General features: G+C 55.9%; 8 protein-coding genes. 1 reads left to right on the top strand and 7 read right to left on the bottom strand.

Annotation, left to right across the window (positions count from 1 at the left end):
* Window positions 1–4: 4 nt before the first annotated feature.
* The 6 genes from IEX36_RS00560 to IEX36_RS00535 form a co-directional block, all read right to left on the bottom strand.
* On the bottom strand, window positions 5–3208 hold the full coding sequence (locus IEX36_RS00560; RefSeq protein ID WP_188757446.1) for an NHL repeat-containing protein: 3204 nt from the start codon (window positions 3206–3208) through the stop codon (window positions 5–7).
* A 132-nt stretch (window positions 3209–3340) separates the two neighbouring features.
* Window positions 3341–3871: a PEP-CTERM sorting domain-containing protein gene (locus IEX36_RS00555; RefSeq protein ID WP_188757445.1), complete on the bottom strand. Its 531-nt coding sequence runs from the start codon at window positions 3869–3871 to the stop codon at window positions 3341–3343.
* A 38-nt stretch (window positions 3872–3909) separates the two neighbouring features.
* Window positions 3910–7965, bottom strand: coding sequence for an Ig-like domain repeat protein (locus IEX36_RS00550; RefSeq protein ID WP_188757444.1), 4056 nt, complete (start codon window positions 7963–7965; stop codon window positions 3910–3912).
* A 444-nt stretch (window positions 7966–8409) separates the two neighbouring features.
* Window positions 8410–9306 (bottom strand): hypothetical protein, encoded by an 897-nt coding sequence (locus IEX36_RS00545; protein WP_188757443.1) that lies wholly within the window; start codon window positions 9304–9306, stop codon window positions 8410–8412.
* A 21-nt stretch (window positions 9307–9327) separates the two neighbouring features.
* The gene (locus IEX36_RS00540; RefSeq protein ID WP_188757442.1) at window positions 9328–11148 is read right to left on the bottom strand and encodes an ABC-F family ATP-binding cassette domain-containing protein; all 1821 of its coding nucleotides are present in this window, start codon (window positions 11146–11148) and stop codon (window positions 9328–9330) included.
* Between the two features lie 124 nt (window positions 11149–11272).
* Window positions 11273–14542, bottom strand: coding sequence for a DUF5107 domain-containing protein (locus IEX36_RS00535; RefSeq protein ID WP_188757441.1), 3270 nt, complete (start codon window positions 14540–14542; stop codon window positions 11273–11275).
* 206 nt (window positions 14543–14748) lie between these two features.
* Between IEX36_RS00535 and IEX36_RS00530 the strand changes: the two genes are divergently transcribed.
* Window positions 14749–15456: a carbohydrate-binding family 9-like protein gene (locus IEX36_RS00530; protein WP_188757440.1), complete on the top strand. Its 708-nt coding sequence runs from the start codon at window positions 14749–14751 to the stop codon at window positions 15454–15456.
* Between the two features lie 40 nt (window positions 15457–15496).
* On the opposite strand, the gene IEX36_RS00525 is transcribed toward IEX36_RS00530, so the two are convergent.
* Window positions 15497–18592, bottom strand: a complete 3096-nt coding sequence (locus IEX36_RS00525; protein ID WP_188757439.1) for a glycoside hydrolase domain-containing protein — start codon at window positions 18590–18592, stop codon at window positions 15497–15499.
* Window positions 18593–18825 lie beyond the last annotated feature (233 nt).

Here is an 18825-nt window from a genome sequence, read left to right as displayed (position 1 = left end):
ACACTCAGAAGTGGAACAGGCCCCACTGGCCGGGGTTGAGGTTGGCTTCGCTGGGAACGTCGGCGGTCATGGCATCGGCCTTATTATGCCAATAAACACGGGCCTGTGCACGCGTTCCATCGCTGAGCACGAAGCCGACATCGCCGCGGTATTGCCTGCCGGGCGATGGATCGAGACCGAGCAGGGACAGCGGGACCGTCAACTGGTAGAAGCTGCCGTCGGCTGAGAGCGTGACGCGGTCGCTGACATCCTGGACATCATCGAAGACCACCTCGCCGACGGGAGAGGAGAAAGTGACGCGGTTGCCGGGCATGGCGGCCTTCTGGTGATAGAGCACAGCGAGCAGCTTACCATTGCGGCGCGTGACAAAGAGGCGCTCATCGCCGATGGTGGCATGGCGGTCGTCGCTGGGGCCGGTGGAGCGCAGCATCAGGTCGAGGCCGCCGCCCTGCGTGAACGCGAAAGGAAACTCTGCCGCGGAGTTGCGCAGCAGGTCGGGATGGCTGGTGCGATAGGCGACAATAAGATTTTTCCCGTCGGTGCCAAGCTGGAAAGAGGAGCTCTTATCGATCGCCGCCCAGTCATTTTCCGACCAGGCTTCGGAGGCGGCCGGGATTGCAGTGAACCGATGGACCTTGACCTCGTCCTTTCGTTTTTCGAGCGAGAGCGATTGCGCGCGAAGCGGCGCCGCCTGCGCGAGCTGCGACCTACTGACAGTGATGTTGCCGAGATCGACGCGCTGGATGGAGTCGAGGCCATCGAGCCGCACGATGGAGGTGTGCCACTTGCCGACGGAGAGGTAGACGTTGCCGTCGTCTTCGCTGAACATGAAGGGCCAGAACTGCTCGGCGTCGAAGCTGAGGTTGGTGATCTCCATGCCGAGCGTTTGCTTTGGATAGGGCCAGAAAGGCGCGAGGCGCGTGTCGCCGCCGAGCGTGGTGACCAGCAGGCCATCGACGGTGTAGACGTAGATCTGACCCATGTAGGAGTAGCGAGCGACAAGATAACCCGCCGCTCCGCGCGCCGGGCGCACAGGATAGCCGAGCATACGCTTCGGATCCTGAATGTCGCCCGGGCCGGCAGGTGGAACGGAGGAGGAGTGCGTGGCCATTGTCCAGCGCAGGTGACCATCCTTGTATCCACTCATGCCTGCGAGGAACCATCCGTCAGGGCTGAGTGCGACATCTCCTGTGGCAGGTGTATGCGAGACAAGAGTGAGCTTTTTCAGGTCGTAGGAAGGAACGCCCGCGGTATCGACCGAGGCCGTTGGCAGATGATATGGTCCGCCACTGATCACGGAGAGATCAGGCTGAAAGACAACTCCTGCAGAGCCAGGAACGGCAGGGCGGACAAACTCGACTTCATCAGGTTGCACCGCGTGATCGTGATTGCGATCAGTCCAGATGAAGAATGTCTGATCGGGATTGCCGGCAGGGATGCGTCGCTGGATCTCCGGCCGATCAAGCGCAGCCCAGTGATATGCACTTCCCTTCGCACCAACCCAGCCCGCGCTGGCGATGGGACGGCAGACGCCATCTTCGAGTATCCAGAGCGTGGTGACGGTGGTCTGGTTATACCAATAGGTGTTGTAGGAATCAGTGAAGTACTGATGACCGTTGCTATAGAAGGTTTGCGCGGGCGTGATACCACCGTGCGAGCCCGCGGGAATCATGTCGTTAGGAAAGAAGATGGGCTTAGTCGAATAGCCGCCGTAACTGATGAGGTCGTTGAGCGGATCGGGGAAGCGATAGCGCACAGCAGTGAGGCGCGAATTGCCAGTCGCAGGATCAACGCGAAACTCGAGCAACCCCATGCTGCCGGGGTTCCCAATCGAGGGATAGTACGCGCGATAGAGATCGTGCGGGTCGGCGAAACCTCCGCCGCCGTACTGCGTGGGACCATACCATGCGTTGAGGAAGCGGCCGGTCCTGGCATCCCAGCGGCTGATGCGTTTGGGAAGATAGTCCTCTTCTGCAACCCATAGAACTCCGTTCGAATCGATGGTCATGCCGAGTGGATGCGCCATGCGCTGCTCATCGTAGGCTCCGATCTGCGGACCGCCCGGATGCCCTATAACGCGTAACTCCTTACCGGTAGTCGCCGAGAAGACCTTGACCTGGTGGCAGGAACCCCAGTCAGTGACATAGATCTCGCTGTCGGATTCGATGATCTGTTTGGGGGCCTGAAGGGCCGAAGCAGGAATGACCACTTCAGGATTGGCGAGCGAGAGTGTGTGCCAGTTATTGACGACGGTGAACCGCGTGATGGCGCGTCCGGTTGCGACCAGCAGATGACCGTCCGGCTCGAAGGCGAGTGCTCCAACATGAGGGAGCTTAATCTTCGCGAAAGGATCCTGTGCGCCGCCGCGAACATCAAATGCGACGATTTCGTTGCCGGCAGGGCTCGAAAGCAGAAGCAGTCCGTTGTAGGCAGAAAGGCCGACGAGCTCGCGGAAAGCATCGTGCGTCTGAATACCGCTGACAACTTTCGCCATCGGTGTGAGACCAGTCTTCGTGATCGCGAAGACCTGAAGCGCACCGGGGTCGGTCTTGCCGAAGTCGCGGCTCGGATTGACGACATAGACGGTGTAGGCGATATGGTCAGGGTTGCCGTGATGACCAATGTCACGCGCAAGCGCAATGCCGCCATTCCAGCCGCGAATCTTAATTCCATCGAGCTTGCGGCCGTTTAGGTCGGTCCACATCAGAGCATGACCGGCCTCGGCGGCTTGAGCCCCAAGCAGAATCTGCGGCGCGGTCGAGTGCGTGGGCCATGGGCTGCCTTCAGGTAGGAAAAGTACGGAAGCTGGCGGGGTATGATCGGCGAGCCATGCGCCAGTGCCGTCGGCGGTGGGCCATGGAGGTGCGCCAGGAGAGTAGATGGAGTATTGGAGGCGCGGAACAATGCGCTGATGGAAAAGGCCGCGAACATGATAGCGACCAGGAGCGGCGACGCCCTTGAGGGAGCTTCCGTCCCAGGGGATGGTGTTATGTCCCTTGTGGACGGGATAATCGGCAACCAGATTCCTGATCCGGTTTCCATGCTGATCTTCAATCACCAGCGTGACCAGACCATCTCGCGTTGCTTCATATGGTATCGAGATGGCCTTGGCCGGGGAAGATGGCGGCGAGTCGATGCTGCAAGCCCGAAGAGCGGACGGAAAAGACAGAATACCAATGGTCACAAGGGTTGCCAGGATACGCCGCATACATCTCCAACGAATTTCTTCAGCCGACGTGACATTCTACGGTGCGCGCGGCACTTTCTTGGTGCGCAGGAATGACATTGGCATTCCTGCAGAGTTGTGTTGTCTTTGTTGTATCGCAACCGTCCCGAGGATTCAGATATCTTCGGACAGAGTTCCGGCGTCGCTCAGTCGCATCCGGCGGTACAAGGCGAACGCTCCGATCAAACCAGTCCCGAAGAGGAACAGACTTGCCGGTTCCGGGGACACCGCAGTGATAAAGTTGGCGCTACTCAGCACCGGGTCATCGCTGTCGGTAGAACCGCCCAGGATCTGAAACGATCCATCGTAGAGGCCGATGGATGAATCCGCAGGAACCATGACCGCGAACAAGTTACCCGTATAGCTTTGCCCTGGAGCCAGGTCCAGAGGAAAGTTTAATAGAAACGGCGAGTCATCGAGCATCAAAGCTCCAGCCAGCGAGTAGCTATCGCCATTCAAATAAACCAGTGCGGAATTTGTGCTGGGCGCCGTAACGGTGGCATCGTAGTAGAGCGTCCCTCCGGCCGTTCCTACCGATTGCGAAGGGTCATTGATGGTGAGGTTGATGGTGTCGGCATAAGCTGCTGGCATCGACAACGCTGCCGTGACCAGAGCGAGAGCAATTGCGAGGATGGACTTCTTCATGTGTTCTCCGTAAATTCTTGCGGTTAGTAAGTTCGAAGTCAGGGCAGCGTCGTGCGGCTGCTCCCACCGAAGGTTCCGCCTGTGTAAGTGCCAGTGACCTTCGCGATGGCAGCACTGCCGGGAGCGCCTGCACTGGCTGGAACGCTTACGACACTGGTGACGTGCGCGCCGGGAGCGATGTTGCCTAGTGACTGGGGCACCGGCGTGCCACTCGCACTGCCCACGGACACGCCCGTGAGCGCGACGTCCTGTGCGGCGATGCCTCCAGTGTTGCTTACCGTCACCGTCGCCTGATAGCTGCCGTCGTTTTGTAAGGTGAGCGCCGTGGTCGTCACGAGTTGAACATTCCCCGCTTCGTTCACCGTCAACGTTGCAGAAGCCGAGGCTGGTGCGTAATTGGTATCTCCCGCATACGTGACCGTGATGGTGCTCGTGCCAGCCGCGAGACTGGCCGTTGGGTAGTCGGCCGTGCACGTCTCCGTGTTACCGCTCACGGTACAAACACCCGCCATCTGGCTGCCACTGCCCACCTGGAGGATCAACGATCCGCTCGGAGGAGTGCTGCCGCTAAAGGCGGCGGTTGCCGTCAGCGTCGTGGTCGCGTTGCCGTAGGTTGTCGTCGCCGACTGAGGAGTGATCGTCAGAGACTGTTTCTCCGGTGTCGTGATAGACACATTATCGAATGTGCCTGTGGCCAACTCGGAGGCGGCCCGGCTGCTGACCACCAATCCGATGTAGGCATTACTCGCCATCGATATCGTGACTGTGCCTTGCTGGGTCCAGTTCACGCCATCCGGGGAGTAGTAACTGATGAAGGTGTTGCCGCTGCGCACGACGCGGACCCAATAGGGAGCCACAAATCCGGGGCTTCTGCTTCCGCCTGCGCCGGTGGTTGAGCGATAGACCCAGGTGACGCCGTTCGCAGGTGTGAGGTTGATGTCCGCCATCGTCGAACCTGCAGCGAGCGTCTCGCGGATCATCACGCCTGCCTGCGCGCCGCTGTTGGTATCGGTCAAGCTGACTACCCGGGCCGTGATCGTGTAGTCCGTGCTCGCGACCGCCTGATACGCGTAGTTGAACTGATCGGCTGTGCCGCCGATGCTGGTTCCGGCGCCGTTCACCGTGAACGTGCCGTTGCTGTAACTGGCGCTGCCGGCAAGGATCACGCCCCCAACATCCAGATCCGTCCAGCCCGTCGGCAGGCCGCCTGCATTTGCATTGACTACCAGAGTGGCAGTCGCCGAGTGCGACAGGCTGCCATCGGTGCCCAGAATCGTCAGCGTGTAGGCGCCTGTTGGCGTCCTCGTCGCTGTCGAAACCGTTAGCGTCGAGCTTCCGGAGGTGGAGACCGACGCAGGGGTGAAGCTTGCCGTCGCGCCGGTAGGCAAGCCGGTCACACTAAGGTTCACCGTGCCGGTGAAGCCGTTCAGTGCACCGATGGTTGTGGTGAAGGTCGCGCTGTTGCCTGGAGCCGCTGTCTGCGAACTCGGCGCAGCCGAGATGCTGAAGTCAGGCGTTGCCACAACCAGCGTAACGGTGGCGGAGTGCGACAACGTGCCGTCGGTGCCTGTGATCGTCAGCGTGTAGGTGCCTGTTGGCGTGGTCGATGCTGTCGAGACCGCCAGTGTTGAGTTTCCGGAAGCGGTGATCGACGCGGGGGTGAAACTTGCCGTCGCGCCGGCGGGCAACCCGCTCACGCTGAAGGCCACCGTGCCGGTGAAGCCGCTCAGAGGACTGATCGACGCAGTGTAGGTGGTGCTGTTGCCCTGCGTTACCGTCTGCGAACTCGGACTTGCCGAGGTGTTGAAGTCAGGCGGTCCAGGAACGACCAGCGTCACCGTCGCCGTGCGTGACAGAGTGCTGGTGGTGCCCGTGACCGTCAACGGATACGTGCCTGGAGGAGTGGTCGTCGCTGTCGAGACCGTCAGCGTCGAGCTTCCGGAGGTAGTGATGGACGCGGGGCTGAAGGCTGCTGTCGCGCCGGTAGGCAAGCCGGTCACACTGAGGTTCACGGTGTCGGTGAACCCGTTCAGCGCACCGATGGTTGTTGTGTAAGCTGCGCTATTGCCTGGCGCCGCCGTCTGCGAACTCGGAGAAGCCGAGACCTTGAAGTCAGGCGTCGGCACGACAGTCATCCTGTGAATGACGATCGAGTTCTCGTTGTAATTGTCCTTGCTGATCAGATAGTCGCCGTTGCTCGTCTGATACGCCCGAATGCCGTACATCGAGTCCACGTCATTGCCCACGGCAACGTTCGGATCGGCGCTGGTCATCGTGAGATCATCGGCGCCGGTCGTTAAGTTGTAGGCGTCGATATCGGGCACGGTGTGGACATACGAGATGAACAGATAATTGCCTGCAGCCGTCCGCCCCTTGGGGTTCTGCGCGGTCTTCAGGTTGATGACCAGGTCGGGATTGGTGGTGTGGCCCGCCTTCCAGCCGTGGTACACCTCGACCCGGCCGCCCAGTGAAGTCCAATCGGTGCCGTTCGCGTTCATCAGGACCATCGTGTCGGTGGATGGAATGTACTCGATGCCGCCCAGGGGGGCGATGGTCGAGGGCGTCGGAGTGGTCGTCGGCGGTCCCCAGATCGGCATGCCGTTGGCGTCGAATCCGGTCAGCGGGTAATGGGTGATCGCGTTGGTCTTGTCGAGCCCCACCCAGATGTCCCCGTTCGTGTCGAGGCAAAATCCGTTCCTGATACGGGCTGTCGTATTGAAGTAGTTGGCGTAGGTATAACCTGCCGGAGAAGTGGCCTGGCCCGGCAGAGAGCCAAAAGGAACCGATACGTACTGGTTGGTGGGAAAGTAGGAGAAGAGAAATGCATCGGAGTTCTGGCCCGCGGCCGCGAGGATGCGATGACCGTTGACGTCTGCCATCAGGCCGAAGTCGAACCCGCGGCTCTGGCTGGTTATATCCAGGCGTGGGTCTGTCGGATTGTCGAGCGCATCAACGCTGTTGCCGACGTATCCTGCCCCACCGGTACCGGTGTAGTTGTAAACGTCCTGACCGCTGTAGAGGTAAGCTCCATCCGTGCCGGGATCGAAGGCAGCATCGCCTTCGAAGTTCAGCGCCTGCAGCGTGTACTGCAGCACGCCGGAGCTGTTGTAGGCGTGAAGGTCGGTCTTGCCGTTACGTCCCAGATCCCATGTTCCTCCCCAAGGATTGTTGAGGACGTACAGGTTTCCGGAGGCGTCCTTCCCGATGCCGACGATACGCGTGAAGCGCTGGCTTCCTGTCTGTCCCTTACTACCCGTAGTCGAGTCCAGATATCCACCCTGCACGCCGAAGGTGCCCACCACGGACGGAGTGGTCGACAGATTTCCGTATATTTGAATGTTCATGTTCGGCCCCTGATCGCCGACCATCAACTGGTTATTGACGCTGTCGTAGTACATCGCGGAAGGCCGCGCGCTGGAACCCATACTGATGGTGCTCAGCATGGTTCCCGTCGGTGCGAACTCCTGGATCGTGCCCTCGCTCATCTGCGCGACCCAGATGTTCCCCGATCCGTCGACCGCGATCGCGCCGGGATCCGTGAGGCTCCAGTCCGATTGCCACACGCCAGCGGTCGTGTAGCAACGCACCAGGTTGTCCGGATGGTCGCTGACATAAACGAGCGTGCCAGTATCGGCAATCCCTGTGATGACGTCTGCGCGCCGCTCAGTCTTGTCCGAACTCGCCGACCATGTCAGGTCCCGTACACCGGTGCTCCGGTTGTATCGGGCGATGAAGCCGCTGCCGCCAAGAGTGGTATTGAATTGCAGCGCGGAGAAGAGATCGGTCGCATCGCCGCTGATCGCTCCGCCCTGTTCCTCGCCATGCGCGCCGATGGTGTTTATCTTATGGCCATTCTGGTAGACGTTAATGCTTCCCTGGCTCTCGTCCCACATGGACGCGGTGTAGATAACGCCCTCCGGCGCCACCCACATAGAGCGCATGGCGTTCCCCACGTAGGTGGGGATAGTCGAATACGTGTTGCCTACCCACGTCGTCGTGTAACTCACTTGAGCATGGCTGATCGTCGCGCTTATCAGCAGAATGAAAATCCAGGCGATCGTGAAGGATGCTAGCCGACTTCGTTTTGCAAGCACAGGGCTCTCCTAAGCGTTCAGCGTTCTGCTTTATCAATGGCCAGAAGGCTTAGCACGGTGGTTTTATAAATTCCACGACCCTTTTAATGTGCAGTACAAAGGCGCGTCAATATAGCTGACGCGCCTAATTTCTCCCATAAGATGCGTTTCATTTTTTACATTGTTCTTTGGGAGTGCCCGCTAAATTTAAATTGGAACAATTCTCAGCAAAAACAGGATTTTATTGAGCCGCGCTACTCTTAGACGTGCGCCGGTTACTCCTGAACAAGCACTCTAGGTGCGCACTAGAGGGCGCAAGCTTGTTTCGTAAGGTAAAACTCTCAGGAGCGAATTGGCACCTTCCAAATCGGTTCATACTTGGATCTCTACCCCAGCCACTGTGCCGAGTACCTGGGATATTGAATTCCGGGAAGACTGAAACCGTCGGTCCAGCTTCCTAACTTTTCAGGGACGCCAGGGGTGGACATTTAGATTGCGTGACAACATCAACTTAAGTGTCCACTTATCTGAAGCCCCAGTCACGCCATGTCCGACACCGGCTTCAACCGATAGACCTAGAAACTTGCTACCGGAGTAGTCCATGGTTGCCCAGACTTCATGAAATTGCTTTGAAACTGGCAAGAATCCATGCAGTGGGCCAAATCCGTCATACTCTTCCGCGGCAACGGCCCATCTATCGTTGAAATTGTAAGCCACCCGACCCGAGGGGTTGTACTGCAGGTTTCCAAGCCCTCCCGTATAGTCCGTGTCCACAATCGGGTTATAGATGAAATCCCACGGGTGCAGGTGCAGCCCAACGATCGGCCGGATCTCGGAGGTAATAGTTCTCGACTCCCAGTAGCTGTGATTGACGCTGAACTCGAAATTGGCAGCGTAGAAGAAGATGTGATCATGAGCTTCTGGCCGCGTGAATAGTTCGCGAATCTTGAAGCCGTTGATCGTCGAGCCATAGTTCGAAGAATAGGGAGATGTTACGGGCATATAAAGTCCCTGCTCGAACCATGGCGTAACACCATACGCCCATTCGGCAGTGACTTGATAGGAATGGTTAGCGATGATCGCTCCGGGATAGTCGGGAACTGTCCGCCCTTTGGGCGTGAAGTTGTTGTGAATCATGAGATTGAATATCCCCGGCGGGGCGATCTCTCCGTCGTAGACCTGGATCTCATCGGTTTGCGCAAACATCAGCACCGGCATAGCAGTGAGACAAATAATGATCAATGCAAGTGCACGTTTATTCATCCTTATCAGGACTCTCGCCAGAAAGATTGTAATATCCGAAGTCCCATCATCGACGAAATCCTTCCAAGTTGCAGCCTTGAACTCTCCGTACAGAACCACATATTTCTCTCATTAAGTAGACTAGCCGGCCTGCGCGGTAAGTTCTGCCCAGCGCTCTACGAGGCTGTCGACGGTCGCCTTTGCTTGTTCCAGTTCGGCAAGGGCCTTGGTGAGCGCAGCAGCGTCACTTGCGATTGCCGGATCCTCGACTCTAGAACGCGCGGCCGCAAGTTGCAGTTCAGCCTCTTCGATCCGATCTTCGATGGTCGCGAACTCGCGGGCCTCCAGATAGGAGAGCTTCTTCTTTGCTGGTTGCGAAGCTTCTGCCTGAGACTTCGTCTCGGATTGCGGCTTGGCTTCGGACTGCGCAGTAGCTCGGTTCGCGGTCTCCTGCTCCTCCATCCTGCGCTCCCACTGCGTGTAATCTGCGAAGCGCTCAGTGTGACCGCGGCCATCAAGCCCCAACACTACGGTTGAGACGCGATCCAGCATAAATCGGTCATGGGTGACCAGCACCAGTGCACCCGGGTACTCGAGCAGACTGTCTTCAAGTATCTCGAGTGTTGCGATATCGAGATCATTCGTAGGCTCATCGAGCAGCAGCAGGTCGGCCGGCTCAAGCATCAGACGCGCGATCAGCACGCGAGCGCGCTCGCCGCCGCTGAGCCGGTCCACTGGCTGGTTCAGTTGCTCGCTCGTGAAGAGGAACTTGCTTGCGTAGCTGGCGACATGGACAACACCTCCCTGGTAAATAACCGAATCGGAGTCAGGTGCGAGTGCTCGACGAAGCGTTACGCCTTCGGGGAGTTCCCGCATCTGCGAAAAGTAAACGATGCGAAGGGCTGCAGCCTGCGAGATCGAGCCTGAGGTTGGAGCAAGCTCTCCTGTGAGCAATCGCAGGATGGTGGTCTTCCCACTGCCGTTCGGACCGACGAGTCCGACGCGCGTACCGTTCGTGACCAGAAACGTGAGGTCCTCTACGATCGTTTTTTCACTGAAGCTGAGCGAGACATTCTCAAGCTCGACCAGGCGCTTCGTCTTTCGATCTGTGGCAGCGAACTCGATGCCTGCCGTGGACGTCTGAGATCGTGATTCGACATTCTGCAACTGCGCAATCAGTTCGTGAGCGTTGTCGATGCGCGCCTTCGCTTTGGTGGCTCGTGCTTTCGGCCCGCGGCGCAGCCACTCCAACTCCACTCGGACGCGGTTTCGAAGCGATTCCTGCAGCCGCGACTGCGCGTCCAGGTACGCAGCTCGGCCCTCAAGAAACTTCGAATAGCTTCCCTTCACTCGCAGCAGGCCTTCGGCGTAGACGCGGTTGAGCTCGACGATTTCGGTGGCGACATTCTCCAGAAAATATCGATCGTGGCTGACCATCACGCATGCAAAATCCGACTGGTTCAGAAGCTCCTCTAACCATTGAATACCTGCCAGATCCAGGTGGTTGGTCGGTTCATCGAGCAGCAGGACGTCAGGGTGGCTCACGATGGCTTCAGCGATCGCGAGTCGTTTGCGCCAGCCGCCGGAGAGGGTTGCCGCTTCAGTGGCAAGGTCGGGAAAGCCGGTCCGGCCGGCGGTCTCCCGCAGTTGGCCTTCGCGATCCCTCTCGGCGACTCCGGCCCGAGCGAGAGCGCTCTCCAGAACGTCGCGTACCCTCAGCCCGGACGCGAAGGTCGACTCCTGCTTCACGTAAGCTATGCTGGCTCGCTTGCGGACCGCGACCTCGCCAGAGTCAGACTCCTGCTCGCCGGCAAGAATCGCTAAGAGGGTTGATTTGCCTGCGCCGTTCGGGCCAATGAGGCCGATGCGATCACCGTCAGAGACTGTGAAGTTGATGTCCTGAAATAGGGGCACAGCGCCGAAACGCTTTGAAGCGCCCTGTGCGTTAAGAATCGGGGGCATACAGGGATTGTAATTTGACATCAGTCAGCAATTCTCGCCGAGCGCAGCACAGACAGGTCATGCTCAAAGGCGACCCTGCCATGCCACTACGATATAAAACACGGAAGGATCTGCAACCGCAACACTAGAGGCTGTAAAGCGCGACTCGTGCCTGCCAAAAGAGTGGATCGATCTGAAGAACATGGGTGAAGTAATTGCGGGCAAGGGATATATTGTCGCTGTAATATTCAGCGATTCCTGCAAGATAGTAGGCGTTAGCAGACACGTCTGGTTTCGTCGCGGCCTGTATGCAGCGCGAAAGAACCTGCTGCGCCTGTGAGGCATGACCGAGCTTTTTCTCAGCGAGTGCCGCGAAGACCACCGATACATCTATTTTTCCAGTTCCCTGCGCCGCAGCTTTTTGCCAAACTGACATAGTTTCTTCAATCTTCCCTTGCTTTTGCAAAGCGATCCCGAGCCAATAGAGTTGCTCTGCGGTCTCTGGCTCTGCAGGCTCCCCTGTACCGAAACTCTCTGGATATTGCATGGCTGCACGGAAGGACCGCTCCGCCTCTGCAAATTGGCCATTTGCCAACTCCTGCTTGCCTCTATCTACATTCGCGGCCACAAATATGTTGTGGATGATGACGCCGCCCTCCCACGGCTTGAAGATGTGATTGGAAAGCTGCGCGAGTGCTTCATCCGGTCTTGAAGTTTCAAGGTAGAGGAGTGCGTGGCGAGCGCGCACAGTATCCTGCGCAAGAACCTGTGTCGGGGTATTGCGAAATAGCCCCGTCCTGGCCGCATTGTTTCCCTGCTCTTCGTAAATTTCGTCGAGATCTGTGTAGAGTCTGTAGTCGTTCGGGCTTAGATGGATGGCGCGCACGTAGTACGCAGCAGCATCGGCAAGGTTCTGCTTTACACGCCACTGATACACACCAAGATTGCAAAGTAGGACGGGGTCGTTGAATCCCTCATTCAGCGCATCGGCCCAAAGTGTTGCCGCTTCATCATAACGAGCATGAGCAAACAAGAAGTTGCCCAGCGCGTACCTGGCATGTGCATCACCAGGGTATTGCCTGATGACATCTGCGAGGACAGCAACATCGGTAAGGCGATTGGGAAAGGTCTGCGCAATCGGCAGAGACGCTGCCTTCAGGGAATATGCTTTTGCCTGCGATAGATTGCCAAGCCTCTTGGCGTTGGCAGCAAGGTAATAGTATGCCATCGCCTCGATGTTCAGAGCAGAGTTACCTGCTAGCCCAGCATGTAGAACAGCCTCCGATGACTTCCACACACCCATCCGGTGATACCAGGAGGCAATTGCAATGTAATTCTGTGGATCGTTGTCGATGGTACTGTTCCACCTTTTGACCACAGACGAACTAGAGGTACCTGCTTTGTTTTGTGCCTGCATATCCTGCCAATGTTCGGCCAGCGCATACGGCAACAGAGGCATTATTTGAAGAGCTCGCTCTGAGATCGTAGCAGCTGTTTTAGGATCGCCATTCAAACGCTGCGCTACGGCAAGGTCCGCCAATGCGAATGCATCGTCCGGGTTGTAATCAATGGCCTTCTTGAAGAACTCCAAAGCCCGCGCATTATTTCCTTGCAGCGTTTCGATTTCGCCGAGTTCGACAAAAGCAGCGGCCGAAAAATTGCCCGGCGCCAGAGCCGTACCGTAATGGATGGATGTCCAGAATGCGTCTTCTGCGAGCGATATCTGTCTGCTCGCCCGATAAATGAGACCAGAAGCATAGGCCGCTAACGGATTCTCCTCGTCCTGCTGGCGCGCTCGCGCAATCATCTGCCGGGCTGTTTTGAAGTCAGCCGCGCGGTAATAGTAAAGAGCCTCATGCACGAGCGCAGGTACAAAGTTCGGATCCCTGCTCAGAGCTTGCTCGTAGAGCTTAAGCGCAGCATCCATCTCTCCCGATTTCTCAAGGAACAGGCCGTTCATGTAAAGCTCTTCCACTGATGTCGTTGCCGTCGTGACCGGTTTGCTGCGAAGCGCGTTTCCTACTGACGGCACAAGGTCGGGATTGCCGTCGATGGGCGCGCTTGCGCTCCAATGCATGAGAGGCTTGCCCTGCTGGGAGTCAATCTCAACTTCCAGATCCTTTCGAACATCGTCGAGGTTTTCAACCGGAACGGTGTAGGAAATGGGCTGCAAAGGAAGAAGTGTGTCAGGATGGAATGTCCTGAGAACCTTCGCTCCCTGCTTGAAGAGCACCGTAGCGCCTGAGACCTCAGCCACTGGACTGATAGTAAGCTTTACCTGAGGCTTGCCCTGCTCGGCGAGATATGACACATTCACAGCCATTTGGCTGGTCGCTTCCACAAAGCCGCCGTCGAGACCGCGAACGGGATACCAGTACTCGGTCCACCGCTCCACACTACGCGGATTCATAAATTCCCTATAGCCCTGCGTGTAGAAGCGCCCGCTCTGAATCTCATTGTAGGAGCCGTCGTTGTCACTGAGGATGTGGTCCCAGATTTTTCCACTAGGAGCGGTTCCCCAGCTCCACAGCTTCTTTCCAGGATCCTGGCGGAAGTCCGCTACGTGCACCACTCCGTAGTCAGATTTCTTGTAGTAGACACCGAAGAAATTCCGCTGAACGTCTCGCGCAAAGATCGCAATTGCGCTGGGGTTGTTCTTATACCAGCTTTGGTCTACCCCATTCCATACCGGCCAGTTCTGCACAATGGCAAAAGGATCGTCGGAGATGGTTTCACGCATCGGATAGACGTATTGCATGTCATCTGTGGCCTTGACCGCGGTGTTCGTCCAGAACAAATACAAATGGTTTAGAGGAGTCGCGTTGAAGAGTGTTACACCTTGCTCTAGTCGTGACGTATTGGGCCGCAGAGTTATAGCTATCTGCCAATACATATTGGAAACCCAATCCACCGCACCGACGAATGCAGTGGCACTCCCATCAGGATTGCGTTGCAACGCCGACTCAACGGCGGAAACCGTGTCTGTAGTGTGTGCGAATGGAAAGCTGAATTCCATGCCTCCCGAGATCCATGCGCCTCGTGGCCCAACAAGTCCATACTTGATCACATGGTTGCGATAGAGAACCTCACGATGGTCCACCTTGTCGTATACCGAGTACACGTGTCCACCCAACTGCGGAAGAATGGTGATCTTGAGGTATTTGTTTTCAAGGTATAGCGCGCGGTATGTCTTGGCCTCGCGCTGGTCTGTAAGATCATCCAGCATGGTATAGGGATACACTGGGTGCGAATTGACCAAGGGGAACGGGGGATTCGGGTCCGCAGGCCCGAGCTTGTAGGTCGGGATCACAATTGTGCTCTCCCACGCGCGAACCGATTGCCCTTGCGCTGGGGTCGCTGACTGCATGAGAAAGACGGTCAGACCTGCAATCAGCACACAATGGGCAACTTTCATTACGCAACTCTCCCAGGGCGGCTCCAATGCTTTTCCGGTTCGTTTAGCTGCAACAAGCTTATTACGAATTATTATCTATATCAATTTTTTATTTCTAAACCTAAAACAGCCCTTAGCATGATTGCGAAGCTCTATTTCCAGCAACGCACCAGGGCAGAGGCACTTCAAACTATTGTTAGAACGCAAACAACTGATCGGGAGCACAGATGCCGAAAGTATCCGCAATCCTCTTTTTAGGGCTCACACTTTGGAGCCAGACAAACCGAGCGAGCGCAGCAACCTTCAAAAGCATTCGAGCGCCAAAAGATGTCCCGTTGGAAACAAGCCCGCAATCGGCATTCTGGCGCGGAGCAGAACCAGTCTATTTTGAAGCTGATAATTTCGGCCATCCAGTGCCTTCTCTATGGACAGAGGTCCGATCGCGATGGACGAATGACAATCTGTATTTGCTCTTCAGGTGCTCCTACAGCCAGCTCTATCTGAAGCCATTCCCTCATACAGCTACGGAAACTAACCTGCTCTGGAACTGGGACGTGGCCGAAACATTCATCGGATATGACTTTAGACATATTCACCACTACAAAGAATTTGAAGTGTCACCGCAGGGTGAGCGGGTTGATCTCGATATCAACTCGCAAGACCCGCAAAAGCCAGGTGTGTGGACATGGAATTCGGGCTTTCAGGTTGCAGCCCGCATCGACTCTAAAAACAAAGTATGGTATGGAGCCATGCGTATTCCATTCGGGGCAATTGATCCTGAGCCACCGCATATTGGAACCATGCTCCGCATCAATCTCTTCCGGTGTCAAGGACCGCCACCTGATCGAAAGCTTCTTGCATGGCAAACTCCCATGAGCAAAACGTTCCATGTTCCGGAGAAATTCGGACTACTCATGCTTGTTGACCAGCCTTAGCTCCATTCGCACATGGCTGGCAGCTTTACAGGGCCAAGATTTATGCAGTGCTCTCTGAAATGATCAAAAGCAGACCTCGTCCGAACGGTATTGGAATTTCATCACCAGCGTGGAAGGTGGCCGCATCCTGAAAGTTCTCAATTGCGGGCGCTGTAATGATAGCCTTTGCCGGATTAATGCCAAACAGATGGTAGTCAATTTGTAAGCGAATGTTTTCCGTGGCGGGCGCCCAACTTCCAATCGCAATCATCGCAGCGCCTTGCTTTACATAGCTTGTCGCCAACACATCCTCGCGGCCTGTTGTTACCGGCGAACGCGGATCCCAATATCCAATCATTCGACTGCCTTCGATGCCGAAACCATCCCAGGCTTTCCATAGAGAACGCGGGTCACCAGAATGACCCAGCCTCGCTGTCATGCCATATACCATGCCGCGCCAGGGATTGCCGCCTCCTTGTAGCATCTCGCCCATCAACCCGAATGGAATACCGGAAATTTCAATCAGATAATAATCAGGCGGAGAGTCGTAGTTGAAATATTCGCCGAACCACAGCCGGTCAATATACGGCAGTTCGCCCATGTACAGGTTTGCGCTGCTTGCGAATCCATCACGCAAATCATATTGATTGGCCGAATGCAGATCGATCAGCGCATCCGGGCGGTTCTTGCTAAGTACCCTGCGGACGCGCTGCATAATAACTCGATCGAATGCAAGGTCATCAAGATAGATGCCATCGATACCAACATTCTGTGCCAACCAATTGATCCCCTCTACGTAATAGTTGTGCCACCGCGAGGCGCCGCTATTGATGACCGTGGCATCATGTTTGTCGGGGACACACCAGCCTGCAATGTAGTCATCGCCGAGATGTTCCTGCAGCCAGTTGTATCCCCCACCAGGGCCTCCTACAAAGATCTCATCACCAAAGCTGCGTAACGCGAATATCTCAGGAGCATGAATGGAAAGCTCGCGGACGGTGTAGTAGATTTTCACCTTCATGTCGAGCGCATGCGCCTTCTCGATGTATTCCTTCATCTGTGCAGCACGCAAAAACGGATAGTTCAGATATGGGTTGATGTCGGTTGCATGATGAATGTTGATGACATTCGCGCCCGTCGCCTTGACCTTAGCAGGCGGAGGAGCACCATTGTGATAGTAGCGATTGTTCCAGTGCTCGCATGTATTCACCGGCTTAAACGGAGTCAGCAGCAACCGGAAGTTGTAATGCAGCGCTTCGCCAGCACGTAGTGTGCGCGGACCGCTGTAGCAGCGAAGCATGGTTGTTGACTTGTTGTGATCAACAAGATCGCATCCACCTTGTCCATTATTCGACCACGACGCTGGCATTACGAGAGGCTTGAGTCGGTAAAAATTAGTATTGAGTGGCCGTGAATAATGGTCGTCATAGAGTTGCACCTGCATGCCGGCGTTCACATCACCGATCCATATGGAGTCTTGGTTATTTTCGATATTCCATTGCCAACGGAAGGAGGATGGACGATAGCCACCTTTTTGCCCCATGCCCATCATGTAGACGGCGGCCTCGCGCAGATACGGTACTTCAAGGTGTATGTCTTGAACCGCAATCTCTTGTGCGCTGGAAACCTCAACTGTGAACTCCACGACCCCATCAAATTCCATACGCGCATGCGTAAGCATTGTCAGAGGGCCCGATACATTTTTCACCTTCCAGCTCACTCTTCCCGGCAGATGGTTTTCAAACTGCAGATCGTGAGATTCCCACCGCACAGGCGCATCCGCAACTATAACGGTCAACGAGATCGGGGCCGCCAGAATCTCTCGAGCCTTCTCTGCAATGTCGGTATTGTCAGGAGTGTAATAACTGCAGATTTGCTCAGGGAAGCCGTTAGGGCCAACCGTGAGACTTCGACCCAGGATGTTGATGATATTCCCGTCTCGATTGATAGGAATAAAGGGTGGAACAATCGAGTCATCCTCGGCCAACCTCGAATCCAACCATCGCAGGCGCGAGAGATTGTAGGGATCATTGTCGCCGTGGTTGGGGATAGACTCGCCACTGACGGTAAGCCTGACATCGACCGATGACGATGCGCCATCGGCATCTGTGACCTTAATCGTCCCGAGATAGCTCTCGGTTTCGGAGTTTTCCGGGATCGGAAGTCCGATCCAAAGCGGCTGGATGTCTCCCTTTACAACGGAAACTTTCTTCGTCAACGGCTCGCCATTCCATTGCATCCCAGCAGTATTGAAGCAGGTCCACGCAAATCTCGGAATGCTCGCTCCAGATCTGGAGCGTAGATCAGAGAAACTAACGCTGAGATCTTTTATGCTCTTGCGAGCTGCGTACACACCTAACTGCATCACGTAGAATTCGCCACGATGAGCATTGCCGACAAACCTAGTGTTTGCTCCGCGCTCTATCCAGCGATACGGCAAATCGTGTGGCATTCTGATCGATTGATTCCCCTTCTCCGGGAATAAAAGAAATACTGCGGATGGATTCTGCGCGAGGAGCCTGTCCCTTTCCTGCTCTGTGGCAATAACTTCCATTGGGTAAGAGAAGTTAAAGGCATCCACAGCCTGAAACTCGACCACTCTTGCACGTGGAAGCCTGCGCCACACCGCCTGCCTCGCGGAACTCGGATCGCCTAAATGGTTCCGCTCCACCCACTCCAGATCTGCCGTATCGACTGGAGGAGGATAAATGACTGTGGGATAGTTCAATGAGCGTCCTGGTCCATCAAAGGGCATGTAGTAAATGAAGTAAACGCCAGGTCCGTTTTGGGGCTGAAAAACGAGGTCCCCGAACTCGCGATTAATATTTATGCGGATAAGGTTCTTAATCTGTGTTTTCCCGTCTGCTCCGGTTAACAGGACATTTTTCTTTTCGGGGTCTGAATCGCGCCTCCTCCAAGGGATGCGCACCATAACCGCATCTGAGTTTTTTCCTACCCGAACTACTGCGCGATGACTTCCACGGGGATCGAAGGCCAGGTTGGACCAATTACCGATCCCATAAGGAACCACGTCAACAGCGTCTCCTTGTGTCTTCACAGCCGATTGAGCGGGTAATAGAGTGTCAATTCCGGCGAGCGCACCAAACGAAACTGCTCCCTTTAGAATGTCGCGCCGTGGAAATGTGATGTGAGACATAAGACTCCCTTCCGAGCACACTGTGTGTTTACAGCAAACCCGACAACACAAAAAGAATCAAAAAGACTATCTTTTTTTATTTTATATTGACATATTTATTAAATTTGGCGTACCTTTTCCCAATCAATCATATTGAGAGGGCCTCGCTTTTATTGGACCTCGACGCAGACTAGCGCAATTCCAGCATTAACCATCATTTTGGGGGCAAGCATGCTAAAGCATCTTTTTACCAT

Origin of the sequence: Edaphobacter acidisoli (assembly GCF_014642855.1) — a bacterium.
GTDB lineage: Bacteria > Acidobacteriota > Terriglobia > Terriglobales > Acidobacteriaceae > Edaphobacter > Edaphobacter acidisoli.
Note: the sequence above shows the minus strand (reverse complement) of the source record. Positions and strands in the feature narration are given on the sequence as shown.

Excerpts from the sequence above, each read along its gene's own strand:
- IEX36_RS00555 (WP_188757445.1), bottom strand. The coding sequence starts at position 3,871 with ATGAAGAAGTCCATCCTCGCAATTGCTCTCGCTCTGGTCACGGCAGCG.
- IEX36_RS00530 (WP_188757440.1), top strand. The coding sequence starts at position 14,749 with ATGCCGAAAGTATCCGCAATCCTCTTTTTAGGGCTCACACTTTGGAGC.
- IEX36_RS00535 (WP_188757441.1), bottom strand. The coding sequence starts at position 14,542 with ATGAAAGTTGCCCATTGTGTGCTGATTGCAGGTCTGACCGTCTTTCTC.
- IEX36_RS00540 (WP_188757442.1), bottom strand. The coding sequence starts at position 11,148 with ATGCCCCCGATTCTTAACGCACAGGGCGCTTCAAAGCGTTTCGGCGCT.
- IEX36_RS00560 (WP_188757446.1), bottom strand. The coding sequence starts at position 3,208 with ATGCGGCGTATCCTGGCAACCCTTGTGACCATTGGTATTCTGTCTTTT.
- IEX36_RS00525 (WP_188757439.1), bottom strand. The coding sequence starts at position 18,592 with ATGTCTCACATCACATTTCCACGGCGCGACATTCTAAAGGGAGCAGTT.